This is a genomic window from Lysinibacillus sp. fkY74-1 (assembly GCF_053165895.1).
In genome coordinates this window covers 3,165,520-3,191,521 of the sequence record NZ_CP170173.1, presented here as the reverse complement: position 1 = coordinate 3,191,521, position 26,002 = coordinate 3,165,520, and the positions used below count along the sequence as shown (strand labels likewise).

The 26,002-nt window shown below is 38.0% G+C and carries 25 protein-coding genes, 1 other RNA gene and 1 other annotated feature; of the genes, 21 read left to right on the top strand and 5 right to left on the bottom strand.

Features of this window, described 5'->3' with window-relative positions; translation table 11 throughout:
* Positions 1 to 40 precede the first annotated feature (40 nt).
* Positions 41 to 1,621: an SH3 domain-containing protein gene (locus ACE1MS_RS15675; RefSeq protein WP_447402468.1), complete on the bottom strand. Its 1,581-nt coding sequence runs from the start codon at positions 1,619 to 1,621 to the stop codon at positions 41 to 43.
* A 164-nt stretch (positions 1,622 to 1,785) separates the two neighbouring features.
* Positions 1,786 to 2,028, top strand: a binding site (T-box leader).
* A 213-nt stretch (positions 2,029 to 2,241) separates the two neighbouring features.
* On the opposite strand from ACE1MS_RS15675, the gene hisS reads away from it, so the two are divergent.
* The 16 genes from hisS to ACE1MS_RS15595 all read left to right on the top strand — a co-directional run bounded on the left by hisS (position 2,242) and on the right by ACE1MS_RS15595 (position 16,695).
* Entirely contained in the window at positions 2,242 to 3,510 is a 1,269-nt protein-coding gene (gene hisS / locus ACE1MS_RS15670) for a histidine--tRNA ligase (protein WP_012295419.1), read from the top strand.
* Positions 3,511 to 3,571: 61 nt separating this feature from the next.
* The gene (aspS, locus tag ACE1MS_RS15665; RefSeq protein WP_012295418.1) at positions 3,572 to 5,341 is read left to right on the top strand and encodes an aspartate--tRNA ligase; all 1,770 of its coding nucleotides are present in this window, start codon (positions 3,572 to 3,574) and stop codon (positions 5,339 to 5,341) included.
* A gap of 138 nt (positions 5,342 to 5,479) precedes the next feature.
* A non-coding RNA gene (ssrS, locus tag ACE1MS_RS15660) (6S RNA) lies at positions 5,480 to 5,679 on the top strand.
* Between the two features lie 259 nt (positions 5,680 to 5,938).
* Entirely contained in the window at positions 5,939 to 7,099 is a 1,161-nt protein-coding gene (nagA, locus tag ACE1MS_RS15655) for an N-acetylglucosamine-6-phosphate deacetylase (RefSeq protein ID WP_447402467.1), read from the top strand.
* 26 nt (positions 7,100 to 7,125) lie between these two features.
* On the top strand, positions 7,126 to 7,848 hold the full coding sequence (locus tag ACE1MS_RS15650) for a GntR family transcriptional regulator (RefSeq protein ID WP_031419268.1): 723 nt from the start codon (positions 7,126 to 7,128) through the stop codon (positions 7,846 to 7,848).
* A gap of 4 nt (positions 7,849 to 7,852) precedes the next feature.
* Entirely contained in the window at positions 7,853 to 8,572 is a 720-nt protein-coding gene (locus ACE1MS_RS15645; RefSeq protein ID WP_031419266.1) for a sugar isomerase domain-containing protein, read from the top strand.
* A 17-nt stretch (positions 8,573 to 8,589) separates the two neighbouring features.
* Positions 8,590 to 8,859 carry an HPr family phosphocarrier protein gene (locus tag ACE1MS_RS15640; protein ID WP_012295415.1) on the top strand — a complete coding sequence of 90 codons (270 nt, stop codon included), beginning with the start codon at positions 8,590 to 8,592 and terminating at the stop codon, positions 8,857 to 8,859.
* Between the two features lie 108 nt (positions 8,860 to 8,967).
* Complete coding sequence (locus ACE1MS_RS15635; RefSeq protein ID WP_012295414.1) at positions 8,968 to 10,143, top strand: GNAT family N-acetyltransferase; 1,176 nt, start codon at positions 8,968 to 8,970, stop codon at positions 10,141 to 10,143.
* A 227-nt stretch (positions 10,144 to 10,370) separates the two neighbouring features.
* Positions 10,371 to 10,682: a PTS sugar transporter subunit IIB gene (locus ACE1MS_RS15630; RefSeq protein ID WP_031419261.1), complete on the top strand. Its 312-nt coding sequence runs from the start codon at positions 10,371 to 10,373 to the stop codon at positions 10,680 to 10,682.
* A gap of 16 nt (positions 10,683 to 10,698) precedes the next feature.
* Positions 10,699 to 11,019 (top strand): PTS lactose/cellobiose transporter subunit IIA, encoded by a 321-nt coding sequence (locus ACE1MS_RS15625; RefSeq protein WP_197149840.1) that lies wholly within the window; start codon positions 10,699 to 10,701, stop codon positions 11,017 to 11,019.
* 46 nt (positions 11,020 to 11,065) lie between these two features.
* Positions 11,066 to 12,394: a PTS sugar transporter subunit IIC gene (locus ACE1MS_RS15620; RefSeq protein ID WP_447402466.1), complete on the top strand. Its 1,329-nt coding sequence runs from the start codon at positions 11,066 to 11,068 to the stop codon at positions 12,392 to 12,394.
* Between the two features lie 24 nt (positions 12,395 to 12,418).
* Positions 12,419 to 13,501 carry a DUF871 domain-containing protein gene (locus ACE1MS_RS15615; RefSeq protein ID WP_447402465.1) on the top strand — a complete coding sequence of 361 codons (1,083 nt, stop codon included), beginning with the start codon at positions 12,419 to 12,421 and terminating at the stop codon, positions 13,499 to 13,501.
* Between the two features lie 18 nt (positions 13,502 to 13,519).
* A complete protein-coding gene (locus tag ACE1MS_RS15610) occupies positions 13,520 to 14,551 on the top strand; it encodes an N-acetylglucosamine kinase (protein WP_230591282.1) in 1,032 nt (343 codons plus the stop codon).
* 137 nt (positions 14,552 to 14,688) lie between these two features.
* Positions 14,689 to 15,450, top strand: coding sequence for a tRNA threonylcarbamoyladenosine dehydratase (locus ACE1MS_RS15605; RefSeq protein WP_031419256.1), 762 nt, complete (start codon positions 14,689 to 14,691; stop codon positions 15,448 to 15,450).
* Positions 15,451 to 15,577: 127 nt separating this feature from the next.
* Entirely contained in the window at positions 15,578 to 15,964 is a 387-nt protein-coding gene (locus ACE1MS_RS15600; RefSeq protein WP_031419255.1) for a hypothetical protein, read from the top strand.
* Positions 15,965 to 16,176: 212 nt separating this feature from the next.
* Positions 16,177 to 16,695: a hypothetical protein gene (locus tag ACE1MS_RS15595; protein WP_012295406.1), complete on the top strand. Its 519-nt coding sequence runs from the start codon at positions 16,177 to 16,179 to the stop codon at positions 16,693 to 16,695.
* 201 nt (positions 16,696 to 16,896) lie between these two features.
* Here the strand turns inward: ACE1MS_RS15595 and ACE1MS_RS15590 are convergent, their stop codons facing one another.
* Positions 16,897 to 18,186 (bottom strand): replication-associated recombination protein A, encoded by a 1,290-nt coding sequence (locus ACE1MS_RS15590; protein WP_036164345.1) that lies wholly within the window; start codon positions 18,184 to 18,186, stop codon positions 16,897 to 16,899.
* 205 nt (positions 18,187 to 18,391) lie between these two features.
* Between ACE1MS_RS15590 and cymR the strand changes: the two genes are divergently transcribed.
* From cymR to ACE1MS_RS15565, 5 genes are all read left to right on the top strand, one after another.
* On the top strand, positions 18,392 to 18,811 hold the full coding sequence (gene cymR, locus ACE1MS_RS15585) for a cysteine metabolism transcriptional regulator CymR (protein WP_008181126.1): 420 nt from the start codon (positions 18,392 to 18,394) through the stop codon (positions 18,809 to 18,811).
* Positions 18,812 to 18,958: 147 nt separating this feature from the next.
* Positions 18,959 to 20,107 (top strand): cysteine desulfurase family protein, encoded by a 1,149-nt coding sequence (locus ACE1MS_RS15580; protein WP_031419253.1) that lies wholly within the window; start codon positions 18,959 to 18,961, stop codon positions 20,105 to 20,107.
* A gap of 75 nt (positions 20,108 to 20,182) precedes the next feature.
* The gene (mnmA, locus tag ACE1MS_RS15575) at positions 20,183 to 21,307 is read left to right on the top strand and encodes a tRNA 2-thiouridine(34) synthase MnmA (RefSeq protein ID WP_012295404.1); all 1,125 of its coding nucleotides are present in this window, start codon (positions 20,183 to 20,185) and stop codon (positions 21,305 to 21,307) included.
* A gap of 74 nt (positions 21,308 to 21,381) precedes the next feature.
* A complete protein-coding gene (locus tag ACE1MS_RS15570) occupies positions 21,382 to 22,041 on the top strand; it encodes a tetratricopeptide repeat protein (RefSeq protein ID WP_012295403.1) in 660 nt (219 codons plus the stop codon).
* A gap of 193 nt (positions 22,042 to 22,234) precedes the next feature.
* The gene (locus ACE1MS_RS15565; protein ID WP_447402464.1) at positions 22,235 to 23,677 is read left to right on the top strand and encodes an MDR family MFS transporter; all 1,443 of its coding nucleotides are present in this window, start codon (positions 22,235 to 22,237) and stop codon (positions 23,675 to 23,677) included.
* A 96-nt stretch (positions 23,678 to 23,773) separates the two neighbouring features.
* Here ACE1MS_RS15565 and ACE1MS_RS15560 read toward each other — a convergent pair whose 3' ends face one another.
* The 3 genes from ACE1MS_RS15560 to hisA form a co-directional block, all read right to left on the bottom strand.
* On the bottom strand, positions 23,774 to 24,511 hold the full coding sequence (locus ACE1MS_RS15560) for a GTP pyrophosphokinase (protein WP_012295401.1): 738 nt from the start codon (positions 24,509 to 24,511) through the stop codon (positions 23,774 to 23,776).
* Between the two features lie 266 nt (positions 24,512 to 24,777).
* Positions 24,778 to 25,065, bottom strand: a complete 288-nt coding sequence (locus ACE1MS_RS15555; protein ID WP_012295400.1) for a hypothetical protein — start codon at positions 25,063 to 25,065, stop codon at positions 24,778 to 24,780.
* Positions 25,049 to 25,828, bottom strand: a complete 780-nt coding sequence (gene hisA, locus ACE1MS_RS15550; RefSeq protein WP_012295399.1) for a phosphoribosylformimino-5-aminoimidazole carboxamide ribotide isomerase — start codon at positions 25,826 to 25,828, stop codon at positions 25,049 to 25,051. The genes ACE1MS_RS15555 and hisA overlap by 17 nt, the downstream gene beginning before the upstream one ends.
* Positions 25,829 to 26,002 lie beyond the last annotated feature (174 nt).

Here is a 26,002-nt window from a genome sequence, read left to right as displayed (position 1 = left end):
GAAAAAAGCTGTGGAAAAGATCATTCCACAGCTTTTTGTATTATTCTTCATTCGCATTAAAGTAATTTAAGATGCCTTGATATATTCCAAGAGTAGCCTGCTCACGGAATTTAGCCGTGGTGATGGAACGCTCTTCACTAGCATTACTTAAGTAACCTAATTCAATAAGCACGGCCTTTTGTCGATTTTCACGTAGCACTAAGTAGTTGCCTTGTTGGGTTCCACGATCTCTCAAATCAATTTTACTCGAAAGTCCATCGTGTATTGCCTCTGCAAGCCCTTTTTGATTACTATTCATATAATAAGACGTGAAGCCGTTAATAGAACTATCATCTGTTGCATCATAATGAAGACTAATAAAGGCGTCTGCCTCATACTGATGGGCAATCGAGACTCGCTTTCGTAATGCCACATATTCGTCCGACTCTCTTGTCATAACAACATTGGCACCTGCTGCACTTAGCTTAGAAGCAAGGAGAGTGGCTGTTTTCAAAGTAATTCCTTTTTCTTCTGTTCCTCGTTGACCTGTTGTCCCATGGTCATTGCCCCCATGTCCAGCATCTACAACAATGGTTAATCCATTTAATGTTCCTTTTTTACGAGGTTCTTGTGGATCCTTTTGTGGGATGGAAGTTTTATTGGAGCTCGTTGTGACAACCCAATTCGCAACAAACGCTGTTTCTTTGTCTAATTGAATTTCGTAAAAATCATTTTTTACGCCGACGATTGGATAGGTTTTACCAGCATCTACTCGTTCGATAACTTCAGCTGCAGTTGACGCATCAGTTCGCAAGTTTGTCCCATTATAAATAATGGTAACGGATTCTAAATCTTTTGAAGAGGACGATTTAGATGTACTCTTTACTTTATTTGAAAAAGTACCGTAAAAACTATAGACCCATCCAGCTTTTTTATCATTGTACTGAATTTGTACCCAATTGTGCTCATGCGCAAGGACTTTATAAGCCTGTCCTTTAGTAACTGTGCCAATTTTTTTGGCATTCAAGTCAGGTTTTTTACGAACATTCAGTGCATCCACCAAAATAGTAAAGGTTGTATCTTTATTAACAGGAGTAGTTGTTGTAGAAACCTCTACAGAATCCTCTTTTGGCTTGGTTTCTTTTTTAGGACTCTCGTTAATCGTCACATAATCCTTAGAGACCCAACCGGATTGTCCATTCCAATCAATTTTTGCCCATTCATTATTTTCCTCTATAAGGTTAGCTTGGTTACCCGTAGAAAGCTGTCCAAGAACAGCTGAAGAAATATCTGGATCAGTGCGAATATTTAAACGGTCAACCTGTGAAATAACAGTTTTATCAATGGTTTTTTGAGTGCTTGTAGAGGCAGTTAGCCAGGATGCTACCCAGCCTTCATAGCTACCTGCTTTTACTTGTATCCAATCACCTTCACGATCAATTGAAGTTAAAGGATCACCTTCTTCTAAAGTTGTAATAATTGGATAAGACAATCCAGGACCCTCACGTAAATGAAGAATCGTACCTGCTACTTTTAAATCACTAGTATCAGCGGAAGCATTTTGAATAAAGTTCTTATTTGGAATCGCAATTGTTACTATTAGTACGAAGATGATAATACTATGTAAAATTTTTGTCCTCATCAGATTCCTCCTATTCCTTGTGCTATTTTACCATGCTTTTGTATAATAATTCGTGGTAAAAAGGTAATGGAATTTAATATTTTCGTTACTGTCTGATGAAAAATACAAAAATAGTTGACATTAGGTTAGCTAGTGACTAACATAAAGGGTAATCGAAAAATGATTAATCGCTTATGACCAAGCAAGTAGCGTGTACCTCTATTGGAACAGAGAGGGAAAGACTTAGGCTGCAATCTTTCCTACAAAAATGTATGACGTGAATAACACTTGAGAGGCTTTTTTCTGAAAGGCAGTGCCTAGTAGGAAAAAACGGAATCGGCCGTTATCCGATTACGAGGAGGACACATGTAAAATTTTGTGTCAACTAGGGTGGAACCGCGGAAGCTTATACAGCTCTCGTCCCTTGCATAGGCAAGGTGACGGGAGCTTTTTGTGTTGTCCAAAAACATGGAATGCTTTTTATGAACCGGTTTGTGCTCAGTATGAGAATGTCCGCTACTCGCTCTGCATGAGGTAAACCAGCTTAGTCTCGATAAAAATGTCTTAAATGTGGCGTAATCTCGTCTAAACTTGGCGAGAAAATGGCTAAATCATAGGCAATCAATATAGGAGGGAATTACATGAGTTTTAAAGTGCCAAGAGGGACACAAGATATTTTGCCAGGCCAATCTGAAAAGTGGCAGAAGGTTGAAGCAATTATTCGTGATATTTGTCGTGTTTATCGCTACAACGAAATACGTACACCGATTTTCGAGCAGACTGATTTATTTGCACGTGGTGTAGGGGAAACAACGGATGTTGTCCAAAAAGAAATGTATACATTTGAGGATCGTGGAGGTCGTTCATTAACACTACGTCCTGAAAATACAGCTGGTGTTGTACGTGCATATGTTGAACATAAAATGTTTGGTGCTCCCGATCAACCTGTTAAGCTGTCATATTTAGGACCTATGTTCCGCTATGAGCGTCAACAAGCTGGTCGCTATCGCCAATTTGTTCAATTTGGTGTAGAGGCAATTGGTTCAGCAGATCCTGCAATTGATGCAGAAGTCATTGCTCTTGCAATGGATGTCTATGAATCAGCTGGCTTAAAGGATTTAAAATTAGTGATCAATTCACTGGGTGATAAAGAAACACGTGATACGCACCGTACAGCTTTATTACAGCATTTTGAGCCACATATTCATGAGTTTTGCTCAGATTGCCAAAATCGTTTACAAAAAAACCCATTGCGAATTTTAGATTGTAAGGTGGATCGTGAGCACCCATTAATGAAAACAGCTCCTGCATTAACAGAGTTCCTTACAGAGGAATCGGCTGCTTATTTTGCTCAAGTGAAATCATATTTAGATACTCTCGGCATTACGTATGTGGTTGATCCAAATCTTGTAAGAGGACTGGATTATTACAACCATACGACATTCGAAATTATGTCAACGGCATCTGGCTTTGGAGCTATTACAACACTTTGTGGTGGTGGACGATACAATGGTCTGGTACAAGAAATAGGCGGTCCAGATGTACCTGGTATTGGTTTCGCTTTAAGTATTGAACGTTTGTTATTAGCACTTGAAGCAGAAGGTGTTGAATTAGATACGGCTTCTGGATTAGACGTTTATATTATTGCCATGGGTGAGGATGCAAAGCAAAAGGCGGTAGAGTTAACTAGTACTTTCCGTGCAAAGGGCCTTGCAACAGAGATGGATTATTTAGATCGTAAAATGAAAGCCCAAATGAAATCAGCTGACCGTCTAGGGGCAAAGTATACAATTGTCCTTGGTGAAACAGAGCTTGAAGAGCAAGCGGCTGCTGTGAAACATATGGAATCTGGTGAGCAGCACAAGGTTGCATTTTCAGAGTTAGTCAATTATTTATCACAACAATCCTAAACAAAGATGGCATTTCTCGTTGAATGCTACATAATCGAATTTATTTTGGAGGAATTTAACAATGGCTACTAGAACACATGCTAGTAACGAGCTTTCAGAAACGTTACAAGGCGAAAAAGTCGTATTAAAAGGATGGGTACAGCGTCGTCGTGACCTTGGTGGATTAATTTTCATTGATTTACGTGACCGTACAGGTATTACACAAGTTGTCTTTAGTCCAGACGTTGCAGAAGCGCATGCATTAGCGGATAAAGTGCGTAGTGAGTATGTAATTGAAATAGAAGGGACAGTTATCCTACGTACAGAGGACCAAATCAACCCGAATGTCCCAAATGGTAAAATCGAAGTGGAAGCCACGCGATTAGTCGTCATTAATACAGCAAAAACTACACCATTCCAAATTGAAGATCGTACAGACGTATCAGAAGATTTACGTTTAAAATACCGTTATCTTGACCTTCGTCGTCCAGTTATGTTTGATACTTTCAAAATGCGTTCTGATGTTACACGTACAATCCGTAACTTCTTGCAAAACGAAGGTTTCCTAGAGGTCGAAACTCCAATTTTAACAAAATCAACGCCAGAGGGTGCTCGTGACTATTTAGTGCCATCCCGTGTCCATGAAGGCGAATTTTATGCGTTACCGCAATCTCCACAGCTATTTAAACAATTATTAATGGTTGCTGGCTTTGAGAAGTATTTCCAAATTGCACGTTGCTTCCGAGATGAGGACTTACGTGCTGACCGTCAACCTGAGTTTACACAGGTGGACATTGAAACAAGCTTCTTAACACAAGAGGAAGTTTTAGAAATGAACGAGCGATTAATCCAAGCAGTGATGAAAGAAGTGAAAGGGATTGATATCCCTGCACCATTCCAACGCATGAAGTACCAAGAAGCCATGGATCGCTATGGTTCTGATAAACCAGATGTACGTTTTGGATTAGAATTAGTGGCTTTAAATGATGTTTTTGAAGGCTGTGGTTTCAAGGTGTTTGCTGATACAGTGGCACAAGGAAAACAAGTAAAAAGTATCAATATTAAAGGTGCAGCTGACAAATATTCCCGTAAAGATATGGATGAACTAACTAAGTTCGTAGGTATTTACGGCGCAAAAGGTCTTGCTTGGTTAAAGGTAACAGAGGAAGGCTTAAATGGTCCAATCGCAAAATTCTTCGATGAGGCGTTAGCGGCAGCATTAATCGAACGAATGGGTGCGGAAGTTGGCGATATTCTAGTATTCGTTGCGGATAAAGCATCTGTTGTAGCAGCTTCTTTAGGGGCACTTCGTACGAAATTAGGTCAAGACTTAGATTTAATCGATGAATCACAATTTGCATTCCTATGGATTACAGACTGGCCATTATTTGAATACTCTGAGGAGGACGGTCGTTATTATGCGGCTCACCATCCATTTACACGTCCGTTTGACGAGGATATTCCGTTAATGGATACAGATCCATCAGCTGTTCGTGCACAGGCATATGATATCGTATTAAACGGCTATGAGCTTGGTGGTGGTTCACTACGTATTTACGAACGTGACCTACAAGAAAAAATGTTTGAATTACTTGGTTTCTCAGAAGAAGAAGCTCAAGCTCAATTTGGTTTCTTATTAGAAGCATTTGAATATGGCGTGCCACCACATGCTGGACTTGCATTTGGTCTTGATCGCTTTGTGATGCTTTTAGCAGGCCGTCACAATTTACGTGATACAATTGCATTCCCAAAAACAGCAAGTGCAAGCTGCTTAATGACAGAGGCACCAAGCGAAGTATCTCCTGAGCAACTAAGCGAGTTGAGTTTGGCGATTAAACCATTTAGAAAATAATTAATAATACGAAATACCTGGATTTCCTAGCAAAAAATGTTGGGAATCTAGGTATTTTTTGCGTTTTTCAAGAAATCATAGATTATTAGATATAATCGTTTGAATTATCAGAAAATTAATGCTATGATAACTGTAATACGAATCCTGATGTGTTTGTCTAACTGCTAATTCTACTTCAAAGTTTTGACCGAACACTAACGAATCGGGAGCCTTCATTTTGTAGTCGCAAACATGCCCCTAGCGGAGCGGGACGTTTAAAGCTGCAAAGCGGGCACCCCCCTGCAAATTGCGGGTTCAAAACGAATGTTTCTTGGCATTACGGCACAATTGGGATTCGTCCTATACATAGGGTTGAAAAGGGGCTGATAAAAAAGCTCCTTTTTTATGTGAAAATGAATATATACCTACCATGCAGGCGTATTAGTTTTTTTCAGAATGATTTCAAAGAATTAAATATAATGTATGAAAAATTTAGAAAATAGAAAAAACAGCTTTATATTTTTGGTAAATCGGCATATAATTGGTATAGACAACTATACCTTGAAGAGGATGTTGAAAATTTCTCAGAGCTTTTAATATTTAGCTGGAGGTGAAATTTTGAAGGATACGCTATTAATCTCCCATGTCACAATGATTAATCCTGAGGGAAGACCATTTGAGGGTGATATCTATATTCAGGATGGTGAAATTGCCCAAATTGGCCGCAACTTTAAAATGGAAGCCGCTCAATATATAGATGGTACAGCTAAGGATTGGCTTCTGCTCCCAGGTTTTATTGATATGCATATTCATGGTTCAGCTGGTCATGATACGATGGATGCTACTCAACAGTCCTTACATGCCATAGCTCGTTCTTTAGTGCAAGAAGGTGTTACAAGTTTTCTTGCCACAACGATGACACAATCCATTGGTAAAATTGAAAGCGCTTTAATGAATGTAGCAAAATTCCATCGTAATGTAGGGGAAGCCAATTTATTGGGCATACATGTGGAGGGTCCATTTGTTTCGAAAATACGTGCTGGTGCTCAGCCAGTAGCTTACATGATTAGTCCTACGATTGAGCAATTTGCTCATTGGCAAAACATTAGTAACTATCAAATAAGACAAATCACGATGGCACCAGAACTAGAGGGCGGCTTTACATTTCTTGAAGCACTAATGAACTTTCATGTCATTCCATCAATTGGTCACTCTGATGCTTCAATAGAGGAAGTCCAAAAGGCAGTAGCTTTGGGTGTAAATCAGGTCACTCATTTATATAATCAAATGCGACCCTTTCACCATCGTGACCCTGGTGTTGTGGGAGGAGCATTACTAGACGACAAAATTAAGGTTGAACTTATTGTCGATTTTGTGCATAGTCATCCTCAATCAGTGATGTTAGCATATCGTATGAAGGGTGCAAAGGGCATTATACTTATTACAGATGCAATGCGTGCGAAAGGGTTAATATATGGCGAATATGATTTAGGCGGGCAAACCGTGTTCGTGAGCGAAAAAGGTGCTCATTTAGCAAACGGAGCATTAGCTGGGAGTATTTTAACGATGGAGCAGGCAGTAAAAAATATGAAGGCTGTTACAAATTGTTCACTTCAAGAAATAGTTGCCATGTCCTCTACGAATGCTGCTGAGCAGTTAGGGTTGTCCAAAAAAGGACGAATTAAAGAAGGTTTTGATGCAGATTTTGTATTGCTTGATCGAAAATTAAATGTGCAAAAAACTATTTGTCGAGGTAAAGTTGTATTTGAGAAATCATAAATGAGGCGATAAGGATGGTGCAAGAATTGTTAGAGAAAAATTCTCATATACCTATCTATATACAAATAGAAGAGATTATTAAACAACGAATTTATTTAGAAGAGTACAAAATTGGTGAGACAATACCTTCAGAACGAGAGCTTTCTGCACAATTTGATGTTAGTAGAATGACTGTTCGTCAGTCCATTACTAATCTAGTGAATAGCGGTTTGTTATATCGTGAAAAAGGAAGAGGTACCTATGTTGCCAATCCAAAATTGGAGCAGCCGTTAAAAGGCTTAACAAGTTTTACTGAGGATATGCGAGCAAGAGGGATGGAACCAAGTAGTAAAGTGTTACGATTTGAAAAAATCATACCACCAGTGGATATCGCAAGGGATTTAATGATGGAGCCAGGAGAAGAAGTATTTTATGTCGTACGAATAAGAAATGCCGATTCACAACCAATGGCGATTGAAAAAACATATATACCTGTGAAAGTATATCCGGAGTTAGATGAGAAGCAAATAATGGGCTCTCTCTATGCATTAATTGAGGCGAAGTTCCATCAAAAAATTGGTAATGCCGTTCAACAAATGGAAGCAGCTATTGTGTCTAAAGAGGATGGTAAGTTTTTGCAGATTAATCAAACAGCACCTGTTTTAATTATTAAACGTACGAGTTATTTATCTGACGGTCGACCGTTTGAGCTTGTACGTAGTACGTATCGTGCTGATCGCTACAAATTTATAAGTGAAATTAAAAGGTGATTATATGGATGCATATTTTACTGAAATTGAAAAGCTGATCCACGTTGTGAAGGAGAAGGAGTCTGCTTGTATAAAAGAAGCAGCACAAATTATTGTGCAACGCCTTCAAAAAGGTGGGATTATCCAATTATTTGGTTGTGGTCATTCACAGCTATTAGCACAGGAGGCCTTTTACCGTGCGGGAGGTTTAGTACCTGTTCGTCCGATTTTTATTGAGCCTCTAGCATTACATGCAGGTGCCATAGCCTCTTCAATTAATGAAAAGGACCCAGCAATTATTGAACAACATAAAAAGCAATTTGACTTTCGTGAAAATGATATTTGCATTGTGATTTCAACTTCTGGAAGAAATTCAGCACCGATTGATGCTGCTCTATTAGCCAAAAATGCTAACGTATTAGTCCTCTCTCTCCAATCACTTGAATATAGAGAGCAGGCTACACGTCATCACAGTGGGCTACGACTGGAAGAAGTGGTAGATCACGTTATTAATACTCATATACCTATTGGCGATGGTGTTCTACATGCACAAAACATGCAATATGCACCTGCATCGACAGTTATCGGTTCGCTGCTATTGAATGCTTTATTCAGCGAAGTTATTGAAGAAATTGCAAAGACTTCAACCGAGCTGCCCATTTTTGTTAGCAATAATGTAGACTCCGATTGGTCACATAATGAGATAATGATTGCCAATTATCAAGATCGGATAGATTTCACATGAAAATGGAGGCGTTGTGAATGAAGAAAATGTATAAAATTACGACACCAGAAGGAATACATGCAAGGCCCGCTGCATTACTTGTCACTGCGGTTACACCATTCGAAAGTGACATTACCTTAACTTTTCAAGAGAAGGCAGTAAATTTAAAGTCTATTATGGGCGTCATGTCACTTGGGGTTAAACCAGGAAGTGTAGTGGAAATTTCAGCAGATGGTTCAGACGTTGAAAAATTATTTCAAACAATAACAGACATTATGGTGTCGAAGGAAATAGGAGAAGAGCTTTAAGGATTCAAGCAAGCAGTGGTTTCTTTTCAAGCCACTGCAGATGAATCTCATTTAACAGATTGTAGCTATTGAATTATAAGAATATTCAGTTTTTAAAGGGGTGGTTTTTTGGACATTCGTATCATTTCACCGAATGATTATGAGCAGATTCATCAATTACGGGATTATTGTTTTCCAAATAAATATATAGGGCCACGTAGAGAGGATTTTCATTATTGGATCGAGCATAGTACAACACTAGGTGCCTATGATGCCAAAAAGGTGGTGGGGCAGCTATTAATCCTACCACTTAATATGACCGTGCACGGTATCAGCTACAAAATGGGGGGCATAGGGTTTGTCGCTACATATCCGGAGTATCGTCAGCAGGGAATTATAAAAAGACTGATGATAGAAGCCCTACGAAATATGCGTGAGAATGGGCAGACCATTTCTGTATTAGCCCCTTTCTCTGTATCCTTCTACCGTCATTTCGGATGGGAGCTGTTCTTCGAGAAGTTATATTACACAATACCACAATCAATGTTTCCTTCATTGGGAAGGCAATTAGATGTCATTAAACGGATGAGCTTTGAATGGCCAGACTCCGAGCTTTTCGAGAGGATCAAGGATTTTCAACAGGCAATGGCTATCTCTCAAAATGGTGGTATGATCCGAGATGATGCATGGTGGAAAAGAATTGAAAGAAGGAGCCCAGATAGTCATTTTGCTGCCTATTTAAACGAGGATTATGTAGAGGGATATATCCGATATACGATTCAGCATAATACGTTTGAAATTCAGGATTTTATTGTAGCAAATTATTCAGCAGAGCAAGCAATGTGGCGTTACATAACATCTCATGCAGCGAGTGTTAGTAGTATTAAAGGGGTTACTTCCAACCATATGCCATTTGGCTTTTATTTCGAAGAGCCACAATTTAAAAAGGAAGTTAAACAGGATGTAATGGTCAGAGTAGTCGATGTTTATGCATTTATGCAGCAATATCCTTGGAAGGATATTCATGAAACGTTGTATGTCCGTATTGAAGATAAGTTTTGTCAGTGGAATGAACAAATCTATGAAATAAATAAAAGTGGTCATGTCTCAATAATTAAGACAAATTCGATCATTGACATGCATATGTTAACATTACCAATTAATCTTTTTTCAGCAATGATGGTGGGCTATCTGTCAGTAAAAGAAGCTGTTATGTATGCAAATCAACCTATAGATAAGAAGATTATTCAGCATTGGCAGTGGGCATTATCTACCGAAAAACCAGCATTTTATGAATATTTTTAAGGAATGAATAGTCAGGAATATTAAAATTTTTTTGAATTCTTTTGTGGACTATACCAGATAAGTAGAATCGTTTATTTTTCTATACAAGAACAATAGCCCAATTTTGTAAATAGTTCTAAAAGTAGAAAATTACTGTAAAAAACATATTGTGGTATATACCAATAGGTGCTATTCTCAAATTAAGTAAGCGATTACACGATTGGAAAATGAAAAAAGGAGTGTTACGAATGAAAAATATTATGTTAGTGTGTGTAGCCGGTATGAGTACTAGTTTATTAGTATCAAAGATGCAAAAAGCTGCACAAGAGCAAAATATTGAGGCAGATATTTATGCAATTGCAGAAGGGGAAGTTGAAAAAGTACTGGCGACTAAAAAAGCTGATGTGCTGTTATTAGGTCCTCAAGTACGCTATTTAAAGGGCTCGTATGAAACAAAATTCAAGGGCATGGATTTCCCAATCGATGTCATTAATATGGCAGATTACGGCATGATGAATGGAGAAAAAGTCTTGCAGCAAGCATTACAATTAATAGGTTAAAGGAGACTCGAAGGGGATGGAAGAAAAAGCATTAATGGAATCCATTATGGGGCTTATTGTTCATAGTGGTCATACAAAAAGTGAATGCATGGAAGCTCTACAACTGGCAAAAAAGGGACAGATAGACGAAGCAAAGGAAAAGATTAAATTAGCGAATGAGGCATTGATTGAGGCGCACCATTCTCAAACAGGTTTATTATCACAAGAGGCAAGGGGAGAAAAAGTCGAAGTATCGATGTTATTAATTCATGCGCAGGATCATTTAATGAACGCTATTACATTTCGGGATTTAGCACAGGAAATGATTGAATTATATGAACGAATCAAAGGGGAGTAACATCAAATTTTGATGTCACAATAAAAAGCAAAGGGAGTGTATGAGAATGTTCCGTTTTTTAGAAGAAAAATTTGTACCGGTTGCTGCTAAGGTTGGGAATCAGCGTCATTTAGTTGCCATTCGTGATGGATTTATTACGATCATGCCTTTGACGATTGTAGGATCACTGGCTGTACTTATTAACAATTTGCCTATCAAATTTTATCAAAATGCACTCGATGCCATTTGGAAACATGAGACATGGACACAGTTTGGAGGCAATGTCTGGGGCGCAACATTTGGAATCATCTCACTATTATTAGCCTTCTCTGTTGCCTACCATTTGACAAAAAGCTATGACAAGGATGCACTATCCGGAGGGGTTATCGGTCTTGCCAGTTATATGACGTTTGGAACGTTTGGGGAAGGTGGTTTAACAGGATTAACGACAGGTACAGGAGGAATATTTGTTGCCCTTATAACGGCTCTAATTTCCGCAGAGCTGTTCTCACGATTATCGGGTAACCCTAAACTACTGATTAAAATGCCTGCAGGTGTACCATCGGCTGTATCCAAATCTTTTGCTGCATTACTGCCTGCAATTATTACGATCGGATTATTTGCATTAGTTCGGACAATTATTTCGGCTGGCTTTGATGTACCAGATATTATTGGATCGTTTTATTCGTCAATTCAAGAGCCTTTTATGGGCTTAACAAATACATGGGTAGCTGGTCTTATTTTAGCTTTCATTCCTACGTTTTTATGGTCATTTGGTATACATGGCGCGAATATTATCGAGCCATTTATGCAATCCATTAACCTACAAGCAATTGATGCCAACGTTGCAGCTATTTCTGCTGGTAAGGTAGCACCGTATATTATTAATAAACCGTTCTTCGATGCATTTATTAATATGGGTGGATCAGGCACAACGATTGCCTTAATTATTGCCATCTTCATTATTGCTCGTAAAAACAAACAATATAATACAGTAGGGAAGCTATCAGCTGCTCCTGGATTATTTAATATTAATGAACCATTATTATTTGGTTTACCAATTGTATTAAATCCAATCTTATTTGTACCATTTATTTTGACACCAATGGTCAATGTGACGATTGCATTCTTCGCAACAAAATGGGGGTTTGTGCCTGCGGCAACCATTGCGGTTCCATGGACGACACCACCGATTATTAATGGTTTCCTAGTAACACAATCTTGGCGTGGAGCCGTATTAAGTATCGTTTTAATTGTAGTAGCTATATGCATTTACTTGCCATTCCTTTCTATGGCAAATCGCATGGCAAAGCAAAACGAACAAAAAGCTGTTTCAGCGGCACAGGGTGAACAATCACCTGTAGCCCAAACGGAAGGCCAAAAGGTAGAAGTATAAGCGTTTACTAACGGAGGGTTTGAAGTGAAGAGATTAGGTATTTCGCTATATCCACAGCATAGTACACTAGACGAAATGAAGCGTTATGTTCAGCTTGCTCATGACAATGGTTTCGATCGTATTTTTACATGTTTGATGTCATTAAGGCAGGAAGAAGAACGACAGAAATTACAACAAATAAATCAATTTGCACAGCAATTGGGCTTTGACATTTCTGCAGATATAGCGCCAGCCGTTTTTCAAGAGCTAAATTTAAGCTATAAAGATATAGGGTATTTGAAAGAGCATTATCATTTAGCTGCTTTGCGTTTAGACATGGGTTTCTCAGGTCAGGAAGAAGCATTCATGTCACTTGATGCCAGTAATCTAAAAATTGAATTAAATATAAGTAATGGTACGAAATATCTAGACAATATTTTATCGTACCGCCCGAATAAAGAAAATATTATCGGCTGTCATAATTTTTATCCGAGACAATTTACAGGTTTATCTCGTCAGCATTTTTTACAAACCTCTCAACAGTTTAAAGCAAATAATATTCGGACAGCTGCCATGATTTCCTCTCAGCATGGTAAGTTTGGACCATGGGAAATAACAGAACAAGGTTTACCAACATTAGAGGAGCACCGTCACCTTCCCATTACGGTGCAGGCAAAAGATTTATGGCATACAGGGTTAATTGATGATTGCATCATTGGCAATATGTATGCATCGGAGGAAGAAATACGAGCTTTAGGACAATTAAACCGCCAGAAGCTTGAATTAAAGCTTGTTCAGTCAGCAGATACGAGTATATTAGAGGAAACAATTCTTTATAAGGAACAGCATTTTAATCGAGGCGATGTATCTGAGTATGTGATTCGCAGCACACAATCTCGCGTGAAATACAAAAATGGTGACTTTCCTGTGCATAATACACGACCATTAAAGATGGGTGATGTCACAATCGATAATAATTTGGATGTTCGATATAAAGGTGAGCTACAAATCGTACTAAAGGAAATTCCAAATGCTGGGTCAAGTAATGTTGTCGCAAGTGTTGTCGAAGAAGAACAATTTTTACTAGCGCACATTCAACCATGGTCGTCATTTGGTTTTACGAAATGAAAATAAGAGAGGAAGGGATTGAGCTATCAATCTCTTTTTCTTTATGCGAAAGGAAATGGTGTTATGTATGTTTTAGCCATTGATGGTGGAGGCACCAAAACGACAGCGATTATTTGTGATGAAAAAGGTCAATGCTTTGCCCAAATAGACACAACTCGCAGTAACCCCACAGCTATGGACCAACCATATTTCGAGGCAACCATTCATTCAATCATGCAAAGTTTACAGCAACAAAATCCTCAAATAGTAGCAGAGGTGACGAGCTGCTTTGCGGGTATGGCGGGTGTCATGGAGCTTCAAGCTGAGAGCATGGTGGAATCTATATTACGGCAATATGTGTGTGACTCCGCGACCATTACGGTAGACAATGATGCGTTAATCGCTCTTTATGCGGGTACACTGGGAAAGGCAGGAATTGTTCAAATCGCGGGGACAGGCGCTATCACAATGGGATATGATAAGCAGCAGCATTATCACCGAGTAGGCGGTTGGGGATATCTGTTTGATGATGAAGGAAGTGGCTATGATTTAGGTGTCCAATTACTAAAGGCTGTTCTACAAAGCTATGATGGCAGGGCTCCTCGTACTATATTGACAGAAGCTGTAATGAAGCATTTCTCAGTAGATGATGTACCACAATTAATTGCCTGTGTTTATGGAGAGGAGCATCCGCGCACAGTCATCGCGCCATTGAGTGCCTATATTGTTGCAGCGGCTGATGATGGTGATCTAGTAGCCAAGAGAATCATTGAGGAAGCCTGTCAAAACTATTTTAAGGCAATTAAAGCATGCTATTTACGGATGGCGTGGGGGCAAGAAGAAGTGCCTGTCGTCCTATGTGGAGGCGTATTTACGAATGAAAATTACTTTGTTCCAAGGCTTCAAGCAATGGCAATGGAGCAGACATTACCGTTCCGCTTTAAGACCCCTGCATTACCCCCAATAGGAGGAGCTGTCATTGCCGCCCTTCAACAAATAAATGTCCAGTATAGTAATTCTTTTATAGAGACCTTTCAAAAAAATATGTATAATGAAGTACAGAGCAATTGAATCGATTCAATTGCTCTATTTTTTTCTTTCTAATTTTCACTTGATGTATAACATGATAAAATGTAATATAGGTTTTGATTTTATCTTAGTATATAACTAGGTTTACTAATAAAATTTCATAGATGGAGAGTGTCAGGATGTTACATCAATTTTCACGTAACGAGCTCGCTATAGGAACAGAGGGTCTCGAAAAATTAAAAAATACAACGGTTGCTATTCTTGGTGTAGGTGGCGTTGGATCATTTGCTGCTGAAGCATGTGCACGAAGTGGTATCGGCCGAATTATATTAGTCGATAAGGATAATGTAGATATTACCAATGTGAATAGACAATTAGTAGCGTATCTATCTACAGTTGGACAATCTAAATCAGCTATTATGAAAGAGCGCATTGCAGATATTAATCCCGAATGTGAAGTCATTGATATGCATATGTTTTATACGGAAGAAACGTATGAAAAATTTTTCGCACAAGGCATTGATTATGTAATCGATGCAAGTGATACAGTCATGTATAAAATTCATATTATGAAAGAATGCTTAAAGCGTAATATTCCTATTATTTCTAGTATGGGTGCTGCGAATAAGATGGACCCTACTCGCTTCCAAATTGCAGATATTTCAAAAACACATACAGACCCACTAGCAAAAATTATACGCACAAAGTTACGTAAAGAAGGAATCCATAAGGGTGTGACAGTTGTATTTTCGGATGAAAGTCCGATTGTCGTACGTCCAGATGTGGTTGAACATGTAGGGAAGCCGGATGCTGCAATTCGTAAAGCGAAGATGCCACCTTCTTCCAATGCCTTCGTGCCATCAGTTGCAGGTTTAATTGCAGCAAGTTGGGTTGTTAATACGATCCTAAAAGATGTGAAAATCACACGCGTACAAGGTTAATACCCTATAAGATTTCAAAAAACAGCATAATGAATCATTTTCGTAGAAGTAGCCGCCTTTATTATTTTTAAAGGGGCTACTTTTTCTATGTTACAATAAGATCGTTATAAAAAGGAGGCATATACAGATGGAAAAAATTTATCAAATGGAGTATAGAGGTTTAAATCTATTCGATGAAATAAGCACTGTCGAGTTGGCTATAGATGAAGAGAAGCAAACGATACATATTTATGATATCGGACAGGTTGTAAGCCCCATTTTTAATTTTGATGTATCTGCCTATGAATTGTCAGATGGGTTTTATAAAATGGCCGATATTTTACGGCATAAGAAAATATTAACGAATGAACAAGCAGGTAGTGACCTAACATTGAGTGAATGGTTAATTAAAAACAATGCTTATTTTTATATCCCGAATAAACGTATTAAAAAATATGTCCAGGGAAGTATTGTGGAAATTGTTGATCGAACAATGGAACAAGCGCTATTTGATGAATATGTACAAAGGGTATAATTTTACCAAAATAGTTCTTCTTATGTGCATAAAATGCTATTAATTCACGAAATTGTCTTATTTTTTTCATGTCCCCACTACTCTAATTGGTTTATTGCTATAATTTGAATAATTCCAATAGATAATCGATCAGTTTGTTTGGGATGCTTTGAGCTAATCAAAAATAGCCATGAAGTGCGAAATCAACAAATGACAAATGGGAGAGTGGGAAAATGGAAATTCAAATTATTCGAGATCATTTAGATATTGTCAAGCTTCAAGAGAAAATGAATGCCATTGTATTTGATTACTTAGACACATCTGATAATTATCCGAAAGCGATGCGAGAATTGAATCCTTTATATACACAAGTGACAACTTTTTATAAGGAATATATCGATAATCGGTCAGGGGAAATCCCTAGTGCAAATACGTATTGGCATTTGTTTATCGACTGTAGTGCCAAGCTATGCTATTTTTTAGCTGCTTCAACGTTCTATTCATCTAATGCTTTACAAAAGACGCCTAATAAAGTGGAGAAGTTATTACATATTGCGGCCTCTTCTTTGCCTAGCATCGATCAAGAGGAAAATGAGCAATTATTGACAGATATTTTTACCCTCATGGCTGAAGTAGTAGAGGATAAAGAAAAAGTGACTACTTTGCGTAATGAAGTGCTCGTACAAAAGGGTGATGTAAAGAAATGTCTACAACAGTTTAAATTATTTGTTGATCATGAATTGAATATCTAGACAATTAAAGAAAGTCTATTTTCTGAAAATAGACTATAGATAAGAATCTACGTGAACTTTTGTAATTATTTCTAGTTTTCAACAACGGTACGTGTTGAAAAATGGATGTATTTGCCCATTCAAGTTTCGTGGGTTCTTTTTTTGTATTTAAAAAAGCAAAGTCGCTTCTAAAGATAGAAGGAAGGACTTTGCTCTGGAAAACTATTTTTTATTTTGATGAAAAGATTTAAGCTTTTCGTAGATACTAGCCATGCGTTTTTCCTCACCTGCAACAACAGGTTTATAAAACTCGGTCCCAACAAGCTCATCGGGTAAGTATTGTTGGTCTACCCAGCCACCGAATGTTCCGATGGGTGTGTTATGAGGATACTGATACCCAACATGACCTAAATCTTTTGCCCCTGCATAATGAGCATCACGCAAATGATGAGGGATACCCCCCGTTTTGCCATCATGAATCGCCTTTATCGCTTCATCGATTGCCAGAATAGCTGAATTAGATTTTGATGCTAAACACATCTCAATAACGGCACTTGCAAGTGGGATACGTGCCTCTGGTAATCCAAGACGTTCTGCTGCCTGAACTGCGGCTAGCATATGAGGACCTACCTCAGGATTAGCAAGGCCAATATCTTCATACGCCATGACAAGCAATCGTCTGCTGACAGCCACTAAATCACCAGTTTCTAATAAATGTGCTAAATAATATAGTGCGGCATTGGTATCACTGCCACGGACAGACTTCTGCAAGGCAGAAAGTAGATTATAAAAATGGGAGCCCTTTTTATCACCATAAACACCAATTCGGCTAATCAGGTGATCAATAATATGATCGGCTGCAATCGTTTGCCCTTCCACTTCATCACTTGCATAATAAATAGATTCTAGCAAAGTCAATGCCTTTCGTGCATCGCCATTAGCTGCTTCTGCAATACGCTCAATTTGTGAATCTGTTAAGATAAAATGATATTTACCTAAGCCCCGCCTTTCATCTGCAAGTGCTTTTTCTACAAGCTCCATTAGATTTTCCTTGGTTAATCGTTTTAGTTGATATATCTCACCACAGCGAGAACGAATAGCTGGATTGACATCGTGGTAAGGATTTTCTGTTGTTGCACCGATTAACACAATCGAGCCGTTTTCAACATGCGGTAGCAAAGTGTCTTGTTGTAATTTATTGAAGCGATGAATTTCATCTAAAAAAAGTAGAACTTTCCCTGAGATTCTAGCTTCCTGGACAATATCTTCCACATCTTTTTTACCAGCTCGTGTCGCGTTAAGTGCGAAGAAAGGGAGCTGAGAGCTTCCAGCAATTGCATTTGCAATCGAGGTTTTGCCTATGCCAGGTTCTCCGTAAAGCAACATGGAAGGGACATGTTCATTTTGAATCATTTTATATAGAGCTGTGTTTGGACCAATAAAGTCCTGATGACCTACAATTTCATCAAGTGTTAAAGGGCGCATTCGAAAAGCAAGTGGTTCATTGTGCAATATAAATCCCCCTTTCAGTCGGTGTCATTTTACATTCATCCATTTATTTGCACTAAAATACAGTGCGGATAGTGGATCACTGAACAATGTTGAATCGCATTATTTAGTATATCATATCCTTCTAGGTGTATTTCCGAGTTCATCAAGAGGAGATTATGATATACTGTTGGTAGTAATTTTGACTAGACTAATTGAGGGTGATAAAATGAAAATTTCAACAAAGGGCCGTTATGGGCTTACGATTATGATTGAATTAGCAAAGCATTACGGAGAGGGTCCTATTCCTTTACGTAAAATTGCTGCCGAAAAGGAGCTTTCAGAGGCGTATTTAGAGCAATTAGTGTCACCGCTTCGTAATTCAGGCTTAGTAAAAAGTGTACGTGGCGCTTATGGTGGTTATATGCTAGCAAATCCACCGAGCGAAATTTCTGCAGCCCATGTTATTAGTGTACTAGAGGGGCCAATTCAACCAGTAGAGGGCATTGAAAACGAGGAAGCACCACAACGAGAGTTATGGTTGCGCATTCGTGACGCAGTAAAAAATGTGTTAGATACAACAACAATTGAAGATTTAGCACAATACACAGAAGAAAATGTAGCGGAAGGCTATATGTTCTATATTTAAAATGTTTAAGCTAAAGCGCTGCTTCCCATACGTATCATAGTTGAGTTGAAACATAAATGGTGAAACTGTTTGTGCACACGGAATGTTTTTCATAAACTTATGATAAATGAGGGTTCCAGCGTTTTTTATTAAAAAGGAGTTTTCAACATGAATTCATATATCTATCTCGATCATGCGGCCACATCACCGATGAATGGCCAAGTTATAGAAGCGATGACGACTGCCATGCAACAGGTATTTGGCAACGCATCCAGTATCCATGGGGCAGGTCGAGAAGCGCGCAAATATCTTGATGATGCTCGCGACATATTAGCCAAATCTATCGGTGCTCAGGCGGGAGAAATAATCTTTACAAGTGGTGGTACTGAAGCGGATAATACGGCAATTCTGGGCACTGTCTATGCACGAGCTAAAGAGGGAAAGCACATCATTACAACACAAGTAGAGCATCATGCAGTGTTACATACATGTGAAAAACTTGAACGAGACGGCTTTGATGTGACTTATTTACCTGTGGATAAGACAGGACGTGTAGCTGTTGAGGACGTCCAAAAAGCACTTCGTGATGATACGATTTTAGTAACAATTATGTATGGGAATAATGAAGTCGGTACGATTCAGCCTATTGCTGAAATTGGTGAGCTATTGCAAGGGCATCAAGCTACTTTCCATACAGATGCAGTTCAGGCATATGGTTTAGAACAAATTGATGTGGGTCAATTAAAGGTAGATTTATTGAGTGTATCAGCTCATAAAATTAATGGGCCTAAAGGAATTGGGTTCCTTTTCCAAAAGGCTGGAACACCTTTAGCTAATTATGCCTTAGGTGGTGCACAAGAGAAAAAACGTCGTGCAGGAACTGAAAATATACCAGCAATTATTGGCTTTGCGACAGCTGTGCAAGTTGCAAATCAGTTGCGTGAAGAAAAGCGTTCACTATACAATCACTTTAAGCAAATTATGCTTGATGTATTTTCACAGGAAAATTTAGCGTTCCATATTAATGGTGATGAAGAGCAGTCATTGCCACATGTTTTAAATATTAGCTTTGAGGGCATGGAAGTAGAATCATTTTTAGTAAATCTTGATATGGCAGGAATCTGTGTATCTAGTGGTTCTGCATGTACCGCTGGGTCGATTGATCCATCACATGTGTTAGTAGCCATGTTTGGACAAGGTACAGAGGAATTACGAAACTCTATACGATTTAGCTTTGGTCAGGATTTAACAGAAAAAGATATACGTGACGCAGCTGAAAAAACAGCACAAATAGTGAAAAGACTAGCAAAAAGATAATTTGTGAAGAACATGTTAGGTTTCTACAATTGATGAAGCATTAACTGTAAATAGATAAAAGAAAAGGTGACCACAATGAAAGAAACACGTGACCCCTCTCAAATTCGCGTTGTTGTCGGCATGTCTGGTGGGGTAGATTCGTCGGTGGCTGCGTACTTGTTAAAACAACAAGGTTACGAAGTAATCGGGATCTTTATGAAAAACTGGGATGATACTGACGAAAATGGTGTTTGTACAGCAACAGAAGATTATGATGATGTCATAAAAGTATGTAATCAAATCGGCATTCCCTATTATGCTGTAAATTTTGAGAAACAGTACTGGGATAAAGTTTTCACATATTTTTTAGAAGAATATAAAGCAGGACGTACACCAAATCCAGATGTCATGTGCAACAAAGAAATTAAATTTAAAGCATTTTTAGAGCATGCGATGAGCCTGGGCGCTGATTATTTAGCGACAGGTCACTATGCACGTATCGATCGTAGTGGTGACGGAGAAGTAAAAATGTTACGTGGTGTGGATAATAATAAAGATCAAACATACTTTTTAAATCAACTATCACAGGAGCAATTGGCCCATGTAATGTTCCCAATTGGCGATATTGAGAAAAAAGAAGTGCGTAAAATTGCAGAAGAAGCAGGATTGGCAACAGCGAAGAAAAAAGATTCAACGGGGATTTGTTTCATAGGAGAACGTAATTTTAAAGAATTTTTAAGTCAATTTTTACCAGCCCAACCTGGTAATATGGAGACGATGGATGGCGTTGTCATGGGAAAACATGACGGTTTAATGTATTATACACTTGGGCAACGACATGGTCTTGGTATTGGTGGAGACGGTGAACCTTGGTTTGTGTTAGGGAAAGATTTAGAGCGTAATGTTCTTCTTGTTGGACAGGGTTTTGACAATGAGCATCTATATTCTACTTCATTATCTGCTGTAAAAATGAACTATACTTCGACAAAAAAATTGCCTGGGAAATTTTCTTGTACAGCGAAATTCCGCTATCGTCAAACTGATACACCAGTAGAAGTTGAACTATTAGCAGATGGCCGTACTCATATTACATTTGCAGAGCCTGTTCGTGCTATCACTCCAGGACAAGCGGTGGTTCTTTATGATGGAGAAGAATGTATTGGCGGCGGAACAATTGATGAAGTCTTTAAAAGTAATGAAAAACTAACATATGTTGGATAACTTGCGCTAAGACTGCTTTTATTGCCATGTGGCTTCATGGAAGCAGTCTTTCGCTACATAGAGGTGGACAAATAATGAATTATAATGAACAGGGCATTCAAGCGTTTCAAGATAAACGTTATGAAGAGGCTGCACAACTATTTACAAAGGCGATAGAAGCGGAACCTGAAAATGCTATTGGTTATGTAAACTTTGGCAATTTATTAGCAGTCTTAGAGGATACAGAACGTGCAGAGCGTTTTTTCCAAAAGGCTATTACCGTGGATGAGACAGCGGCTACAGCTTATTATGGCTTAGCAAACCTCTATTATAATGCAGAACGCTATGCAGAGGCTGTAAAACTTTATGAACAAGCACTTAAGCATCATATTGAAGGCGCAGATGTGTATTATATGATGGGGAAATGCTTTGAGCGTATGGAAAATTCAAAATTAGCATTGCCTTATTTACAAAGAGCCGTGGAAATTGCTCCCGAAGACACACAGATTCGTTTAGCCTATGCAATCGTGCTATGCGCACTAGAAATGTTTGAGCAAGGGAAGAAGGAACTGGATCTTTTAATTGAACAGGACTGGAATAATGCAGATGCTCACTATAATTTAGGGGTATTGTATGCAGTGTCTACAGAGCAAACAGAAGATGCCATGTATCATTTAAAACAGGCCTTTACCTTACAGCCGGAATACGATCAAGCACGTTATATTTATGATATGATTGCTCAGCGATTTAACTAATAGATAAAAGCAGCAAGTGTGATTGGATGAACTTGCTGCTTTTTTATGTAGTTTATAGTGGGGTGTTGATAGAAAGAATGTGGATCAAATTCTTATGATTACTCAATATTTTTTGTAAAATGTATCCCATCCTCTTTTATTTTAAGGTTAAATTTGTTAGTGTATGTCATGCAGGAAAGGAATGGATGACACGATGAATAAAGTATTTATAGCACTATTACTTGTAACAGCGCTTGCGGCAATTGAAGGGACGATTGTTAGTACAGCTATTCCAAGTATAACGGCAGATTTATTAGGCGTAGACTTAATAAGCTGGATTTATTCCGCTTACTTATTAGCATCTGCTATCGCTGCGATTATTTTTGGTAAGCTAGCTGATTTATTTGGGCGCAAACGGATGATTATTACGGGAATCATTATATTTTTAATGGGTTCCATGTTATGTGGGTTAGCACAATCAATGGAACAATTAATTGTCTTTCGTGCAATCCAAGGGATAGGTGCAGGCTCAATTTTACCAATTACATTAACAATGGTTGGTGAGCTATTTACGACTGAAAAGGCACGTGCTAAAGGACAAAGCTATTTAAGCATGGTATGGGGCGTATCAGGCGTGGTTGGTCCACTATTTGGAGGTTTTATTGTTGACCAAGTATCATGGCACTTTATATTTTTCATTAATGTACCATTTGGGTTAGCTTCTATTTATCTAATTGTTAAACACTATAAAGAACAGCTAGAGGCAGTGAAGCGGAAAATTGATTATTTAGGTGCTGGCCTATTTACGATCGGAATGGTTTCGTTATTATATGTAATTATCGAAAATAGTAAAACACAAGCGTGGTTATCGAATCAATCGCTCATCATGTATGCTGTTGCAGCTATATTTTTAAGCGTGTTTGTATGGGTGGAGCTACGTGCAGAGGAGCCGATTATTCCGTTAACATTGTTTAAAAATGGTCGCCTTATGGTGATTAATTCACTAACGTTAAGTACTATGTCGATCGTTATTGGTGTGACAGTCTATATTCCGATATATGCGCAAAGTGTTCTTGGTAAAAATGCCACACAAGCTGGTCTTCTTCTAACACCCATGTCTATTTTTTGGACAATGAATTCTATTGCAGCAGGCTATTTAATCGGACGTTTAACAAATAAACGAATTATCCAAATGGGGACGATTTTATTAGTTATAGGAACCATTATGCTTGCTAGATTATCTTCAGGCTCTAGTGATATAAGTGTATATCTTGGCTCTTCATTAATCGGGCTTGGTATGGGCTTTATCATGCCGATGTTAATGATTTCTATTCAAAAGGTCGCTCATCCTAAGCAACTGGGTATTTCAATTGGCCTCAATTCCTTCACCAATACATTTAGTCAAGCGGTTGGTGCAGCCCTATTTGGGATGATCTTTAACCTTGCGACAAATGAGAAAATGGCCTCATTAGGTAAAGGGGAAATTCAGCTAAATGGTGAATTTGCAAAAGGTGGCTTTAGTTTAGAAGAAATAAGCTTTTTAAAGGGAACCATTGCTAATGGTGTAAGCTATGTATATATAACAACCTTAGTTTTTGCCATTTGTGCTCTTATTTTATCTTTCTTTATTGTGACGAAATTAAAAGACAAGGCTTAAAAATGAACGAAAATCCACTTCACTTTCAGGCAGACACGTTTGTAGTCTATGCTAGAAGATAGGTGGATTTTTTTGTTCAATAAAATCTGAATGTGTTTAATTATTATTAATATTATTAAGGTTGGGAAGTTGCGCAAAATATTTAGCTAGCTGCGATATAGGCGTACTATCTAATAAAGTGGGCTCGGCCTCATTTTCCTTTAATATATTGATCTCCTTATTTAACCGCTCCATTTTTCGATCTAGCTCTGCAGCTTGTAGTGCGGCTTCTTTTAATTCAATACGAATATGCTCTGGTACTTCTTTATTATATTTATAATAAATTTTATGTTCCAAACTGGCCCAGAAGTCCATCGCAATGGTCCTGATTTGTATTTCTGTATATACCTTCTCCATATGGTCTGACATGAAAATAGGGATTTTTATAATAAGGTGTAAGCTTTGATAGCCATTGTCTTTAGGACTAGCAATATAATCCTTCACCTCTACAACCTCAATGTCGTGCTGTGCCTGCAACATGGCACTGACTTTATAAATATCTTCGACAAATGAACAAGTAATACGAGCACCTGCAATATCACGAATGTTTTCGCGTACGTCTTCCATCGTTGGAGGAAGTTCCTTTTTTAACATCTTTGTTAAAATACTTTTCGGTGATTTTACTCGTGTGGAGATATGCTCGATGGGATTATATTCATGAATAAGCTTAAATTCTTCTTGCAAAATATTAATTTTCGTTTCCACTTCCTGTAAAGCAAATTTATAGGCTAAAAAGAAGCGTGTTAACTCAGTTTGAAATGATTTTAAAGAGCTTACTTCGAGTTCGGTTTTCATATTTTAATAATCCTTTCCTCTATGATGTGTCCACTTTTTTATGTTCTACTTCTTATTCTATGTAGAATTGTCATTCATCTCAATAAAATAGCAGCCAATTATTGGTGAGGTTTAAATGTTAGATAGTTTTTCATAAGGATAAAACATTTCTACCTCATATATAACTTACATAAGAGGTAAAAGGTTTCAAAAAGGCTAAATGAATTGATAAAGGTGAAGGAAAGGTGAGGTGTTACAAACAAAGGGGAGAAAACTCTCCCTTTGTGTTAACTAATAATTTCAGCATTTAAGTTATACCGTTTATTAAACTCATCCACAAATATTTGTAGATCAATATATGTCCCTATATAAGGCTCTGTTTCTTGATCGCGTAGGAGACCACAAGTTGCCTTTAATGATTTTGAAAACTCAAGCAGCATTTGTTCATTATCTAGTTGAACATGGATAGCAAGAGAATGATCCTTTTTATTTACTTTGAAATATTTGCCATCAATGATTCGTTCTAAATTTGTTTCTTGAAATGGAAAAATATAATCTTTATAAATGAGATTCACATGATCCCGCCCTTTTACAATATTTCACTACATCTGTATAGGGTAGCTCTCCTCCAAAAAGAGAAAGGGCACTCCCAATTGTGATATGAAGCTTTCCATTGGCTAATTGGTTAAATTTTTCTAAGTCTTTTATTGAACGAATGCCACCTGCATAAGTGGTTGGAATCGAGGTCCAGGCAGCAAGATCTCGTACTAATCTTTCCTGCATCCCCCCTTTTTTTCCTTCCACATCGACTGCGTGAATTAACAGTTCATCACAATAATTCTCGATAGCTTGAATAGTTTCAGCATTGACTTCGAAGTGACTAAATCTTGTCCATTTATCAGTTACGACATACCACTTACCATCTCGCATTTTGCAGCTGAGATCAATGACAAGATGCTCTTTACCGATTAATTTGTTTAAATGTTGTAAACGTTCTAAATCCAGCCTTCCATCATGGAAGATATAGGAAGTGACAATCACGTGTGAGGCACCAGCATCAATATATTTTTGGGCATTTGCAGCAGTAATGCCACCACCAACTTGTAACCCTTGTGGAAATGCAGCTAAAGCAGCTAGAGCAGCATCTTCATTTCCCTGACCAAGCATGATGACGTGTCCACCTGTTAAGTGATCCTGTGCAAACATTTGTGCATAGTAGCTAGAATCATAACTAGAAATAAAATTCTCAACGACTGTTTGATTGGTATAACCTAAAGTACTTCCAACAATTTGTTTTACTTTGCCTTCATGTAAATCGATGCAGGGTCTAAATTCCAAGAACTTCACGATCCTTCCGTGCCATTAATTCTTATTTATCATAGCATGGAAATATGGATAAAAGCAGAGAATTATCATTTGTCGAAATAATGTAAAAATAATGAATGGGAAATATTTTTATCAACGATATTTTGAGATGTCTATGGTAAAATAAAAAGATTGAAAACAATTAGA